The sequence below is a fragment of the Acidiluteibacter sp. genome, from assembly GCF_055129545.1.
The window spans coordinates 1-14336 of sequence record NZ_JBSRUB010000023.1; the positions used below are offsets into that span (position 1 = coordinate 1).

Consider the following 14336-nt stretch of genomic DNA (forward strand, 5'->3'; position numbering starts at 1 on the left):
AAACGGAGGCCTATCGACGAGAGTTAGAAATCAAGAAAAAGAAATCACGAAACTATATTGAGAGGCTAATAGCAAGATAGAGCATTCCGTTCCTTTTCTGGAACGGAACGGTCATCCCGAATGAATCGGGATCTCGATCACAAAAGCCCTGAATTTTCAGGGCTTTTTTTGTTTAGATTGGTTTATGTTTAATATATAGATTCTATATTCCGTTTATCACGATAAGTATTGCATTGGCCATACTTTAAATGCTGAGGATAGTATTTTCAGAAAGCAAGTCGATCTCTTTTACTAAAGCTTTGTTTTCGAGTTGTTTTTAGATAAAGCTTTTAACTATTAAAGTAATAAGATAGCAACTAAATAGAAGTTTAATTCACTGTTTTTGGTCGAAAATAAAAATGGTTAAACTTATAATTACTTCAAGTTGTAAATCAGTCCCGTTGCATTATCTTTAATTCCAACAACTCCTTCCTCAAGATTAAAATAAATGATAAAGGCTTTATCCACTTTATTAGAATATACGTTTGTAAACGTTTTTCCATTTATGGTTAGCGATGAATCTGGAACACTTGCTTCAGGAAAACCATTTGGTCGATTGCGCTCGTCTAAAACGATAACCATTTGCTGCTTGGAAGATGTTATGTCTGTATGATAAACTTTTAAAATATCCGCATATTTTATTGATTCATAATCTGTCACATCTACTGATACGAATGCTTCAATTTTTATTTTTTTGTTTAAACTCGGAATACTTAGTGCAGTACTGTATGATTCGTTTATATATTCTATGAATGAGGAAGGGCTAGAATGGTAGTCGTTGGCAGATTGATAGTTATCTGTGAAATGATGATCAATTGCAGTAATACTCGCCGTTATTTCATTGTTTAAATTATCAATGAAAGTAAATTCGGTTAAAGAGTCATTGTAAGGAAAGTTTTCGGCAGACGAACTAAGCAATGAATATTGTCCAATATAGATGACTTGATCTTTTTGAACCTCCTCTTTTTTACATCCGAATAATAGGATTGCACATAACGCAATGAAATAAGTTGTTTTCATAATTATATAGTTTTTCCTTGAAACGTGTTATTTAGTAGCTTATTATAACACTCTAAAATATAATTTATTATTGATGTTAGTGGTAATATTGATTGGATTGTCTAAAAGGTGCGAAGGTAAAGCTGCTAAACATCAAACAACAACCCTGAAAAACTAGCATTAAGGGATTCGGAATGCGTCAATGGGATGAGTTCACTTTCATCACACTTTCGAATATAGGAATGAATTAAAATTTGAATGTCCTGATCGTCATAACCATATTTGATGTAATTCAATGCCTCATCTACTGAAGTGATTTTGGCTTCTACTGGTGCTTCACCATAGCCTTTATAGCGGCCTTTTTGCAAAACAACAATACTATTCACTTCATCGTTTCTGCCTTTTCCTCGTATGATAAAGGAGTTGTTTTCTTTGTCGGTTTCTAAGATGGCTGCTTCAAATCGTTCGTTATAGTCTAATGCACTTTCTGCTTCCACACAAGCGCCTTTACAAGCATCGTGTTCGTAATCGTAACAACTCGTATTCACAGGTGTTTGAAGGCTGCACAACTTCGGGCAAAGTTCAAAATATGCACATAAATCTTCCAAGTATTTTCGAGATTCATGAGCTGACCGAAAGCTAATCAATGGCCGGTCATGCTTGCCAGATCTTCCCATTGTAAATCGACCATAGCCATTTTGATCGACGTAGGAGTAAAGTCCAAAATTGAGCGTCACCTTCTTCATGGCTCGGTTGTGAATCGGCCAATGCTTTTTGATGGCGTGAGCTTCTGTTAAGGTCATAATTAACTCGTTGCTACAAACCTCCACCGACACATCATAAATGTTCTCTGCAAAATTATTTTTGCTTTTTGTATTGGTATTTCCTGAAAAATGGGTGTGAACTCGCTTTTTTAAATTGATGGCTTTACCAACATAGATCACATTTCCTTTCTGATTGAAAAAGTAATAAACCCCCATGGCATTCGGTATGGATTCAAATTTTTCTTTATCTAAATGGGGTGGAAGCAAGGCCTCTTTAGAACGAGGATTCAATGATTCTTGAATAAATCCCTCGCTGTCTTTCTGCACCAATAAATGCAATAAAAGAGCAGTAGCGTCAGCGTCGCCCAAAGCCCGGTGGCGATCTTTTAGTGGAATGCCCACTTGCTGACAAATTTTCCCTAAGCTGTAGGACGGATATCCTGGAATAATTTTACGACTTAATCGAACGGTACATAGCTTCTTGCGTTGGAAGCGTTCTCCAGCTCGGTTGTATGATTCACGAATAAATCCATAATCAAAGTTCACATTGTGGGCTACAAAAATTGCCTCCTTTGTAAAAGCTTCTATTTGAGGAATTACTTCATGAAACAATGGAGCATTGGCTACCATTTGATTGGTAATGCCAGTCAAATTTGTAATGTTTGGCGGAATCAATTGTTGGGGATTCACTAAGGTAGAAAATCGATCAATAATTTTTTGACCATTGGTCAAAACGATTGCAATTTCTGTAATTCTTCCATGCGCAATACTGCCACCAGTGGTTTCAATATCTGTAACAGCATAAATGGCATTAGTCGGTTTCATCGTTTAGTAATCAGAGGAGTTGGTCAATTTTCTTGGCCAATTCACGGTCTTTCTCAGTAATGGTATTGCCTTCATCATGAGTTGTCAAAGTAATGTTTACCTTATTGTAAACATTACTCAATTCCGGATGATGGTTCATTTTTTCAGCAATCATCGCTACTTTAGTCATAAACGACCAAGCCTCAATAAAGTTTTTAAATTCAAAACTTCTTTTTAGTGTGTTGTTCTTTTCTTTCCAGTTCATGGTTTTTAGTTTGCCTTGAAATTACTAAAATCTTAAAACATAGAAGCCATTAAGTCTGCTTTAGAAACATTACTGAAGTAGTCTTCTAAATCCAATGTGTCTAACTTTTCTTCAATGGCTTTTTTATCATGAGCACAACCCACCAATGCTTTTTCTACTGCATCTATATCATTGATGTGAAAGAAATCACCCTCAATTTTTACAGCCTCTATGATTCCTTTTTTGACTTCTAAATTCATTTCGATTACGCCTCCAGTTGTTTTTACACCTTGCTTAAAGTTGTAGTTCGGTGAATGACCAAAGTTCCATTCCCAAGTGGCGTATTTTTCATCTCTCAATTTTTGAATCGCTTCAATGTCTTCTGCTGTAAATTCATAGATTTTAGCATCGTCAAAAGTGGCTAAAATATGATCCATTATTTTGTCTGTAAATGCATTTAAAGTAAGTGGAGCCTTTAAATGTTCTGTGATGTTAGTCACTCTTTTAGGGATGGATTTAATCGCTCTGTCTTTATATTTCAGTGGACTCACTTTTAATCCGCCGCTTACATTTTTCATTTCTGATGAAAATAAAAGGGTGCCATGGTGCAAAACTTTGTTTTTGAATACATGCTCAGCATTACCTGAAAACTTTTTCCCGCCGATTGTCAGATCGTTTCTGCCTTCAAATTTGGCATCAACGCCCAAATTTTGTAATACTTCTATAATAGGTAAAGTGTATCTTTTAAAATCAACTAAGTTGGATTCTTCTCCTGTTCGGGTAAACGAAAAGTTTAGATTTCCTAAGTCGTGATAAACTGCTCCACCACCTGAAAGCCTTCTAACTACTGTTATTCCTTGTTTTTCTACGTAGTCAGTATTGATTTCAGCTAAGGTGTTTTGGTGCTTTCCTACTATAATGGCATTGTCGTTTCGCCACAACATAAAGCAATCTTCTTTGATGTTTTTGAAGATGTATTCGTCCGTTGCAATATTAAAATAGGGATCAGTAGAATGGTGTTTAATACAAAGCATAATGACATTTTTGAGTGAGTGTGCAAAGGTAGAAAAGGCATTCTTTAATTCAGTTATTCAAGGGGACAATTGTTCAATAGTTTAATTTGTCAATAAGTCAATGAATTAATAAGTCAATATTGTTCTTTGTGATTAGAAAATGGAAGCAAGAAGTTCATTAATCTAGCAATTGATTAATGTAATAATATATCAATGATTTCTTTGCGAATCCTCTGTGTTCTTTGTGCCTTTTTGGTTGAGTCTAGATTTAGAAAAAAGAAGTTAGAAGTTAGATGAGAGACGCTAAAGATTAGAATAGTGATAGTGTGGTTTTATTTCAAATTTGATACTTTGTGAACTTTGTGCCTTAAAAAGAGAAGAAGGATGTTAAAAGTTAGAAAAGAGAGAATAGACTTTTTTAATTGGTATTTTATTTCTTTGCGAACCTGCCTGCCGCAGGCATGGCTTAGTGAAACCTTTGTGTCCTTTGTGGTTAATTCTTAATGATAAATCAGTCAATCAGTCAATACTCAATCAATATTTTTATTTAAAGACCTCAAAAAAAATGGGCTGTCCTTTCGAACAGCCCATTACACTATCTATAAACATATATTACATATGAAAAACTACTTTTAATACCACCACTAATGCAATCACCAAAACGGTGAAAAATATGATAGGACCAAACCCTTTTTTCATTGAACTTTGTTTTTGTACTTCAGTATTCATTTTGAATAAATTTAAATTAATAGAACCAATTAAACGTTGATTAGCAGAATGCTAAACAATCAGTGAGATATAAAAGAAAGGTCTACTAATTACGGAAGCATTGCACCCAAATAGAAAGGGTTACTTTGCCATTCATAAGATGTTTGAAAAGATTTGAATTCAATAAGCGAGGTGTCATTTGTTTGGAATAAGCATAAAATCCGGCAAACGGTGTGCTGTCTTTGATTCCTTCAATATTTCGTTGGAACAATTGATAGACAGTGTTCCCCTCAAAATTCTGTTCAGCTGGAGCTATTTGGGGAGAAGTGATGCTTAACGTAAAAGAATGCTGTTGGTCATGAAAGTCTTGTTCCATCGGTGCCGGTGAAGCAAATATTGAAACTAGGAATAAGAATAATCCTAAGAATAAAGAAAAATGTTCTTTTTTCATAACGCAACAAAAGTAATCCATTATTTGATTCGTAGAGATTTATTAATTAATAATGTATTGTTAAAAAAATCAAAGTGATTTTACATAAACGATACTTACCAAAGTGTTATTTATGCGTACTTTTGCGACCCCAAAAAAAAGAATAAACGTTTAAGAATAAGAATATGAAAAATCCATGGCATGATATAATACCTGGAGACGACATTCCTAGAGTCGTAAATGCATGTATTGAAATATCAAAAGGAAGTAAGGGAAAATTTGAGCTACACAAAGAAAGTGGCTTGATTATGCTAGACAGAGTGTTGTTTTCTTCAGTACACTATCCTGCAAATTATGGTTTTATACCTCAGACCTATTGTGAAGACAATGATCCATTGGACATTTTGGTAATAACATCAATTGAAGTTCCACCATTGTGTTTATTGAATGCCAAAGTAGTCGGTGTGATGCGCATGATCGACAATGGAGAAGCGGATGATAAAATTATTGCGGTTGCTGCCAATGATATGAGTGTAAATTATGTAAATGATATCACTGAATTGCCACCACATAATCTAAAAGAAATCAAACGTTTCTTTGAGGATTATAAAAAATTAGAGAATAAAGAGGTAATAGTAGATGATTTCTTAGGTAAAGAAAAGGCATTTGAAATTATTCATGAAAGTATTGAATTGTACAAGAAAACCTTTTTAAATAAGTAATGAAGCTCATTCTTGTTTATAATGCTAATTCAGACTTCTTTAGCAGCTCATTGGATTTTATTCATAAAATTGTCAGTCCGAAAACTTATAAATGCGAACTGTGTGCTTTGACACATGGAAGCTTTAAGGAAAAGCCGGAATGGAAAAAATTTATTGATGAAACTGATATCAAGTTGTCTTTGCATCACATCGGTGATTTTGAAGAACAATATCGCACCTCTTATGACTATCCTGTGGTCGTAATGGAAGACGACGACCACTTAAAAGTGATGTTTAATAAAACACAACTTGGTCAAATGAAATCGACTCTGGAGCTAATTGAAGCAATAGAAGGACTCTCTGTACTTCCGACTAAAAATTAATTTGTTGCAGTGCTATCAAGCAATTGCTTGGTAGTATCTGCTTCTTCTTCCACACCTTTGCACTTTGCCAATTCAGCACTCACATTTATTAACTGAGCTTCTGTTGCCGTTAGTTGTAGTTTTAAAGCTTCAGCGGTAGGATCTTTTTCTGTTGAACAACTGCTTAAGATTATGGTAAAAAATGCAGCGATAGGTATAAATAATTTCTTCATGGCTTTGGGTTATTTTATCAAATCTAATACTTTATTTGCGGCGGCTCTATTTTCATCTAAATAGATCGCCCTCATTACTTTTTCTCGTTCGGTTTCTGTTAAATGCCAACTCAATGAAATTCCTTTCTCTTCGTCTGAGTTCAATACAAAATCAACTGATTGAACCTTATTCCCGGTCCAACCGTTGGCATATTCTATCAGGGAGGAGTTATTGTAATCTTGGATGTTGAATAAATTTCCATAGACACTCCCAAAAGGGGCCGTAAGGTCTTGAAAAATAGAAGTGTTGTTTCCTTTCGTCTGAATTTTAGCTTGCTGCTTTCCATATCGAACTTGAACAACGACAACACCAGATGTATTTTTCGCGATCCAATCCCTGAAACTATAAACGTACCTCACACTTGTTTTTACTCCATAATTATCACGTAATCCGGCATCTATGAGCTCTATGCGAGGTTGTGTAGGTAGCTCAATAGTGGGCATGATGTAAGGAAAAGTGGCACTCATTCTCAACGCACTTAAAAAACGAATGTTCAACGGCTGATGACCTTTCAACAATCGACTGTATTCTACATTTTCGCCCAATTCGATGGTTTGGTTTTCAACCCCTAATTCATTTTGACACATAAATCCCAATGGATGGTTAGCTGTCAATAGAATTTTTCCGTCGTTGATGATGGAAGGGGAGAGAATCATCATCGGTAATTTCGAGTTAAATTCTTTCAATTGGTAGGCGCTCAGTGGCTTGTCCATAAAGTATCGGGTATTCCGATTCAATCGCTGTTCAAAGGCATAACCTCTGTCTTTCCAATACAACTGACCATCGTATTCAAATTTTTGCAATCGAATGAAATAATCGTTCACTGCCAAACTAAAAACGATTGGGTTGAGAATGTCTTTCCCTAAATCATAAATGTATTTAGGATGGTGAATGTTTAGTTTTTCTCCATCCTGCTGTAAATTCATCAACTCTCTGAAGTATGCTGCACCAATCATTCCTCCCGAAGAACCAGTAATTAAATGGATGTGCTTACTAGTTTCTCCGTTACTTATGCTATCTAAGTATTGAATCACTCTAAATGCCCACATAGATGCACGCGAACCACCACCGCTTACATTGAAAAGAACCAACTTTGGTTTTCCTTTCAGTTGTGCATTCTTTTTTGCCCATTGCTCTAGCACTTGGATATGATACAAAGAGTCTTGAGCGATGGAATCTGGTGAAATAACATTGAGGTTGTAATTCACCGCCTTTGTTTCGTAATCTAATCCGTAAGCTTTATTAGCGTAGGTAAAGGCTTCATATTTAGAAAGAAAATTAATGAGAACAAATAGTCCTATAAAGGCGACAAATGTCCATCCGTAAAGCCAAGAACGAATGGCAGAAGTGAGCATAATCAGGATAGTAAACAACAAAAGAATACTAGCACCAGCCGGAATTACAAATACATCCACTTCGCGAAATAATCCCAACGTAAAAATGGAAATAAGAACTACTATTTCAAAAATAGAGGCATTGAAATTATTCTGCTTAAATACCTGATTCAGTTGAGACTTGTTGTAATGTGAAAAGTCTCTTGCTAACTTAATTTTTAAGGGCTTGATAAGATAGGATTCAACATGCCATGCTTTGTTGTTGAAGGTGTCGTTAAACCACGTTTTATGTTTTTTGTGAGAAGCCAGTCGATAGATTCCTTCATCATCTTCAGTTTCATTACCAACGGTACCAAACAACTTTAAAAAGTCTTTATTGGTATTGATAAAGTAAGACATGGAAATCAGAATAACGATCACATATCCCACCAAAAAACCCAATACATCATAGACGATCTGAATTTCATTATGGGTGACATTGTTCAGTTTAAACTGAATCATGACCCAACAATAATAAATCAAAAACAACAATGGAATAAACGAATTATTGATGCAGTATTTTAAAAATGGCCTCGATTGGGTGGCAAGGAAAGGAAAACGAAACCCATTGTTGACATAACTTGCAATGTTAAACGCCATCACAAATCCCCCGAAAGAGAATCCTAAAATAAGGTAACTCGTAAAGTTTACTTTTCCTAAGTATTCAGGGTCAAGTAATAAAAAAGGAATGCCGTATTTCTGACCAAAATTTCCTGAAATGGTCAAAAACAAGAGAATCCAAAAAATCAATAATTGCTGAGATTTTTTTAAATGCACGAAAACCAGCTGAAGCGGGAAAAAATAAATGATTCTTGAGAACCATTTTTGAAAATTGCTTGGCTGATCCATAGGGGCGCTTTAATTCCTTAAAAATATTAAAAATTAAAGCAAAAACTCTATTATTCTTTCATTTGGATGAAATTCATTTAAATCTGACAATCCCAATTCTTTAATGGCTGCCTTTATTAATAAATTTTCATCGATAATGTTGGGTTCATAAAATCGACCTGCCTGCAAAATCGCTTCTTTTGGAACAAGCCCAATCAATTCTGCACCTGTGACTTTGCAATCAAATTCTGCAGCTAATAATTTTACCATTTCATGAACTATATGAATCGGTGTTAACTGAAAATCTGAAAAATTACAAGAGACTTGCGCAATTCCAAAGTCTTGGATAAACCATCCAATGGATTTTACCGCTTTAAATTTACCTTTGGCATATTGTTTATTTCCTGCCGCATCTTTTCCCAAGAATTTGCCGCTTTCTCGGATTTGTTCGGCTATCGCCCGCGCAATTTTGATATCAGCGGTATTTAAATTGAAGTTATAGGCGATCAAGAAATTTCTTGCACCTAAAATAGTGGCGCCACTTTTAGCATTGAATATTTTAGGCCCGAAGTCTGGTTGCCAGTTGGGCAATGTAATTTTAGTCGGTAAACCTTCATACTCTCCATTTCGAACACTGGCCAATTGAACACGATCAGATTGTTGTGCACTTTTCTCGTATAAATACACTGGGATTTCTAATTCTTCACCAATTCGTTTTCCCAATTGATGGGACAATTGAATGACTTCTTCCATGGTAATTCCACTAATCGGAATCAGCGGGCAAACATCACAAGCGCCCATTCTAGGATGTTCTCCCTTGTGTTGGCTCATGTCAATCAGTTCAGAGGCTACTTTTATCGCTTGAAAAGCTGCTTCCAAAACATTCTGAGGTTTGCCTACAAAAGTGTAAACCGTTCTGTTTGCAGCAAAACCGCTGTCGATGTGTAATAATTCAACTCCTTTAATTTTTCGAATAGTAGACGCAATGGCTTTTATGGTCTCATTATTTTGACCTTCACTAAAATTCGGAACACATTCTAAGATCTGTTCCATCTCTAGAATTGGTTTCTTGATTTCACAAAATCAGCAGCTAAATACGCCAATAATTTTCCAACTTGATCTGGCTGGTTGGAAAGGCTCGGAGCAGCTTCGCATAAATGCAGGTAGCAGGCATTTTTAGATGCACCTGCTTCATGCACAAATCTTCGAGCATTAGTTGGAGTGATTCCACTTGGAGTTTGCGCACTTGACGCAACGTTTTCTATGGCGTCTAAATCGACTTCTACACCATATTGTTCATTATTTACTGCGTTCAATTCTTTGTCAATAGCCGAATTAAAACTGATGCTTTCACGTATAAAAATATCCTCAAAGGTAGTATAAGACACTTGTTTGTCATCCAAAGAATTCAGCATGTTTTCAGAATTGTATCCTTCGTGTAAACCAACAATGGCGTACTGTTTCAGATAGCCTTCTTCAAATGCATAACTAAATCCATTGCCGCTGTGTCGACCTTCCAATGGCCTAAAATCAGCATGAGGATCGATGTTGATGCAATTGATTTTTCCTGATAGAGAGTTGATCGCAGCAGATTTTATATTGCTGTAACTGTTGTTGTGGCCTCCACCAATGATAACTGGTATTTTCTTAGCTTGATGAATGAGATTCAAGGTCTCGGTTACGATTTGGTCCATTTTGGAAGTCGCTGTTCTTAAGTCTTCAATCTCATTAGAATCAGTCAAACCATTTAAGTCAATACTTCCTGCTATCAAACAATCGGCACCATTCAAAAAACGGTTCGACTGCATGTTTAAGAATTTTGGCAAAAAAGCATCCCAGGCTGAATGAGCACCAGCTCTGCCTAAATTGGCTCGTGGGCCAATGTCTTCTCTGATGCCAATGAATACAAAACGTGCAGCACTTTTTGCCAACGCTTGTACATTAAAAGTGGTTAACGATTGGACGGTTTCTCCAATTTTAGTTTCCCCATTTCGGCTGGCAGTCAGTTTACTAATTTGTTCGAAAGTAATGAGTTGAATTTTCATATTATTGAACTTTTCCGTTTAAAATCACCGTTTCTATGTGATCAGATCCAAAAGAATAAGGAATGTAAGCGTAAGATGAAATGGCTTTGGTGATAAACAAGTTCGCTACTTTTCCTTTGGCAATACTTCCATAATCTTCACCCAATTCCATGGCAAAAGCGCCGTTAATTGTCGCTGCATTGATCGCTTCTTCCGGTGTCATTCGCATGTAAATACAGGCCAGTGAAAGTACAAATGACATTTTCCCAGAAGGAGTGGAGCCGGGGTTGAAATCAGTAGCTAATGCCACTGGAACTCCAGCTTCGATTAATTTCCTCGCCGGAGGATAATGATCCCTCAAGAAAAATGGAGCACTTGGCAATAGTGTTGCTATCGTGGTTGAATTTTTCAAGCATTCTATTTCGTCATCCGTCAGTACTTCCAAATGGTCTACTGAAACGGCGTTATTGGCCACACTCATTTCTATACCACCCATGCAGTTAAACTGATTGGTATGAATTTTTGCTTTAAGACCAATTTTAGCGCCTGCTTTAACGATTTGATCTGTTTCTTCAGGAGAAAAGGCTACTTTTTCACAAAAGGCATCAATGTAATCGGCTAGCTTTTCTTTTTCAATCACTGGCAACATTTCATTGATAATCTCATCAATATAACCTTGGTGATTTTCTTTGTATTTTAAAGGATAAGTGTGTGCGCCTAAAAAGGTTGATTTTATCTTTAAAGGACTGGTTTCTTTTAATTTCTTAATGACTCTCAAAATCTTTAATTCAGCTTCCACAGTCAGTCCATATCCACTTTTAATTTCAACCGCACCAGTTCCCATTCGCATGATTTCTTCCAGTCGTGCTAAGGCTTGGTCGAACAATTCTTCTTCCGTGGCATGCTGCAATCGCTTGGCTGAGTTTAAGATTCCGCCACCATTGGCTGCAATTTCTTCGTAACCCAACCCATTGATTTTGTCAACAAATTCCGTTTCCCGGCTACCTGCGTAAACGATGTGGGTATGAGAATCGCACCACGAAGGGAACACCATTTTTCCGGTGGCATCTAGCATCTGAACATTCTCAAAGTTTCCCGAATACGGAGAATCCATCGACCCAAAGTCCTCAATTTTACCCTCTTTTATTTTAATCCAAGCATTGGAGATACTCGAAAGAGTTCCCATTTCTTTTCCTTTTAATAGTTGAGAATTGGCAGTATTTGTTTGAATGAGTTCTTTAATGTTTTGAATCAGTATTTCCATTTTTGGTCCGTTTCTTTTGTTTTTTGAATTGCTTGTTTACAAATATCCTGATTTTTATTACTGTTGTTGGTAAATAATCCAATATTCCCCAATTAGAAATATTATTTTTGTTGACATGCGTGGAAATTCCTTTGGTCAATTATTCAAGTTGCATACGTTCGGAGAAAGTCATGGTGCTGCTATTGGTGGTATTATCGACGGTGTTCCTGCAGGTTTGCTATTGGATATGGATGCCATTCAAATCGATTTAGATCGACGAAAGCCTGGTCAATCAAAAATTACAACTCAACGCAAAGAGAGTGATCAAGTGCAGTTTCTTTCCGGAATATTTGAAGGAAAAACAACAGGTACTCCAATCGGATTTATCATTCCGAATGAAGATCAGAAGTCAAAGGATTATTCTCACTTGAAAGACGTATATCGTCCATCGCATGCTGATTATACCTACGATCAGAAGTTTGGCGATAGAGATTATAGAGGTGGAGGCCGCTCTTCCGCAAGAGAAACAGCTTGTCGGGTAGTGGCTGGAGCGATTGCTAAACAAGTTTTAAAATTAGAAGGAATTCAAATCAACGGATATGTGTCTCAAGTGGAAGACATTTGTTTGACCATTCCAGCAGAGCAACTAGACTTTTCAAACACCTTTGAAAATATGGTACGTTGTCCTGATTTGGATATAGCCGATAAAATGATAGCTCGAATTGAGGAAGTCAGAAAAGCCGGAGATACTGTCGGTGGAGTTATTTCTGCATATCTAACAGGAATGCCTGCAGGTATAGGTGAACCAGTATTTGATAAATTGCATGCCGATCTCGGAAAAGCGATGCTGAGCATAAATGCTGTGAAAGGGTTTGAGTTTGGCTCAGGATTTAAAGCAGCAACAATGAGAGGTTCTGCACACAATGATATTTTTGTAAAAGAACAAGAGCAAGTAACGACGTTGACCAACAACTCTGGAGGAATTCAAGGCGGAATAAGCAATGGAACTCCGATTCATTTTAAAGTAGCATTTAAGCCAGTAGCCACCATTATGCAGTCGCAAGCCACAGTCGATAAAGAGGGCGAAAAAGCAGAAGTTCAAGGAAAAGGACGACACGATCCTTGCGTCGTTCCACGAGCAGTTGTTATTATAGAAGCGATGGCAGCATTGGTAATCGTTGACCATTTATTAAGAAATAGAACAGCAAAAATTTAAATTCAACTATGAAGAAGTTAGCACTGCATTGGCAGATATTAATAGGGATGTTTTTGGGAATTATTTACGGATTGTTAGCGTCCAATGCAGGACTCCAATCTTTTACATCCGATTGGATTTCCCCTTTTGGAACCATCTTTATCAATATGTTAAAGATGATTGCAGTGCCGTTGGTTTTGATTTCGTTGATCAATGGAGTGTCGGGATTAAAGGACATTTCTCAGTTGTCATCCATGGGTGGAAAAACCATTGGGATTTATTTGATTACTACCGTAATTGCTGTGACGATTGGATTAGTTGCGGTGAACTTGATTAAACCTGGTAAATCATTCTCCAAAGAAACGAGGGATCAAATGGTAGTTGAAAATCAGCAAAAAGCAAGTCAAGTGGAACAAAGCGCTAATGCACAAAAGGAAAGTAGTCCGTTGCAGTTTTTAGTGGACATGGTGCCTTCAAATATCTTTAGTTCTGCAAGCGACAATGGAAATATGCTGCAAGTGATCTTCTTTGCGCTGCTATTTGGAATTGCTTTAATTATGGTTCCTGATCAATCAAAAGTAGAAGGGATTAAGGTCTTTTTTGACGGAGCTAATGAGGTCATTTTAAAGATGGTCGATATCATCATGCTTTACGCACCTATTGGTGTTTTTGCGCTTTTGGGGAATATAATGGTCGATTTGGCAGGTGATAATCCTGCTGCAGCAGTGGAAATATTACAAGGCTTAGCCGTTTATGCATTAACAGTGATTTTAGGATTAGCATTCATGATATTTCTAGTTTATCCATTATTTCTAAAGTTTTTTGCAAAGTTTTCCTACCGAAAATTTTTCGAAGGATTAGCTCCTGCTCAGCTATTGGCTTTTTCAACGAGTTCAAGTGCTGCAACGCTTCCATTGACGATGGAGCGATGTGAAGAAAAGTTAGGTGTTTCGAAGAAAGTAGCGTCCTTTGTTCTACCTTTGGGTGCGACAATAAATATGGATGGAACTTCCTGTTATCAGGCGATTGCAGCGGTATTTATTGCACAGGTTTATGGCATGGAATTGGGACTGTCGGCGCAGTTGACAATAGTTCTTACCGCTACTTTAGCATCTATCGGTTCAGCAGCAGTTCCCGGAGCTGGAATAATTATGTTGGCAATCGTATTAGGTGCTGTTGGAGTGCCATTAGAAGGAATAAGCTTAATATTTGCCGTAGATCGACCGTTAGACATGTGTCGTACTGTAGTGAATGTAACCGGAGATGCAACTGTTGCTACGATAGTTGCTTATACAGAAGGAGAATTGAACCCACATCCAATTGAAAAATAAATTGA

General features: G+C 36.7%; 14 protein-coding genes. 4 read left to right on the forward strand and 10 right to left on the reverse strand.

What is annotated here, in order from left to right:
- Positions 1 to 414: 414 nt before the first annotated feature.
- From ACTB0X_RS10740 to ACTB0X_RS10760, 5 genes are all read right to left on the reverse strand, one after another.
- Positions 415 to 1059, reverse strand: a complete 645-nt coding sequence (locus tag ACTB0X_RS10740) for a hypothetical protein (protein WP_463025020.1) — start codon at positions 1057 to 1059, stop codon at positions 415 to 417.
- Between the two features lie 125 nt (positions 1060 to 1184).
- Complete coding sequence (locus tag ACTB0X_RS10745; protein ID WP_463025021.1) at positions 1185 to 2627, reverse strand: exonuclease domain-containing protein; 1443 nt, start codon at positions 2625 to 2627, stop codon at positions 1185 to 1187.
- A gap of 10 nt (positions 2628 to 2637) precedes the next feature.
- Positions 2638 to 2871, reverse strand: a complete 234-nt coding sequence (locus tag ACTB0X_RS10750) for a 4a-hydroxytetrahydrobiopterin dehydratase (protein WP_463025022.1) — start codon at positions 2869 to 2871, stop codon at positions 2638 to 2640.
- Between the two features lie 32 nt (positions 2872 to 2903).
- Positions 2904 to 3884: a lipoate--protein ligase gene (locus tag ACTB0X_RS10755; protein ID WP_463025023.1), complete on the reverse strand. Its 981-nt coding sequence runs from the start codon at positions 3882 to 3884 to the stop codon at positions 2904 to 2906.
- Positions 3885 to 4677: 793 nt separating this feature from the next.
- On the reverse strand, positions 4678 to 5022 hold the full coding sequence (locus ACTB0X_RS10760) for a hypothetical protein (protein ID WP_463025024.1): 345 nt from the start codon (positions 5020 to 5022) through the stop codon (positions 4678 to 4680).
- A gap of 164 nt (positions 5023 to 5186) precedes the next feature.
- On the opposite strand from ACTB0X_RS10760, the gene ACTB0X_RS10765 reads away from it, so the two are divergent.
- Positions 5187 to 5723 (forward strand): inorganic diphosphatase, encoded by a 537-nt coding sequence (locus tag ACTB0X_RS10765; protein ID WP_463025025.1) that lies wholly within the window; start codon positions 5187 to 5189, stop codon positions 5721 to 5723.
- Entirely contained in the window at positions 5723 to 6085 is a 363-nt protein-coding gene (locus ACTB0X_RS10770; RefSeq protein WP_463025026.1) for a GTPase, read from the forward strand. Before ACTB0X_RS10765 ends, ACTB0X_RS10770 begins: the two co-directional genes overlap by 1 nt.
- On the opposite strand, the gene ACTB0X_RS10775 is transcribed toward ACTB0X_RS10770, so the two are convergent.
- From ACTB0X_RS10775 to hutI, 5 genes are read right to left on the reverse strand one after another with little or no spacing between them, the layout of a single operon-like run.
- Positions 6082 to 6297 (reverse strand): hypothetical protein, encoded by a 216-nt coding sequence (locus tag ACTB0X_RS10775; RefSeq protein ID WP_463025027.1) that lies wholly within the window; start codon positions 6295 to 6297, stop codon positions 6082 to 6084. The two genes, ACTB0X_RS10770 and ACTB0X_RS10775, sit on opposite strands and share 4 nt — an antisense overlap.
- A 9-nt stretch (positions 6298 to 6306) precedes the next feature.
- Positions 6307 to 8559 carry a patatin-like phospholipase family protein gene (locus ACTB0X_RS10780; RefSeq protein WP_463025028.1) on the reverse strand — a complete coding sequence of 751 codons (2253 nt, stop codon included), beginning with the start codon at positions 8557 to 8559 and terminating at the stop codon, positions 6307 to 6309.
- 33 nt (positions 8560 to 8592) lie between these two features.
- Positions 8593 to 9591 carry a glutamate formimidoyltransferase gene (gene ftcD, locus ACTB0X_RS10785; RefSeq protein WP_463025029.1) on the reverse strand — a complete coding sequence of 333 codons (999 nt, stop codon included), beginning with the start codon at positions 9589 to 9591 and terminating at the stop codon, positions 8593 to 8595.
- 2 nt (positions 9592 to 9593) lie between these two features.
- Positions 9594 to 10583, reverse strand: coding sequence for a formimidoylglutamase (locus ACTB0X_RS10790; protein WP_463025030.1), 990 nt, complete (start codon positions 10581 to 10583; stop codon positions 9594 to 9596).
- Between the two features lies 1 nt (position 10584).
- On the reverse strand, positions 10585 to 11826 hold the full coding sequence (gene hutI / locus ACTB0X_RS10795; protein WP_463025031.1) for an imidazolonepropionase: 1242 nt from the start codon (positions 11824 to 11826) through the stop codon (positions 10585 to 10587).
- A 115-nt stretch (positions 11827 to 11941) separates the two neighbouring features.
- Between hutI and aroC the strand changes: the two genes are divergently transcribed.
- Positions 11942 to 13021 carry a chorismate synthase gene (gene aroC, locus ACTB0X_RS10800; RefSeq protein ID WP_463025032.1) on the forward strand — a complete coding sequence of 360 codons (1080 nt, stop codon included), beginning with the start codon at positions 11942 to 11944 and terminating at the stop codon, positions 13019 to 13021.
- Positions 13022 to 13029: 8 nt separating this feature from the next.
- Entirely contained in the window at positions 13030 to 14331 is a 1302-nt protein-coding gene (locus ACTB0X_RS10805; protein WP_463025033.1) for a dicarboxylate/amino acid:cation symporter, read from the forward strand.
- Positions 14332 to 14336 lie beyond the last annotated feature (5 nt).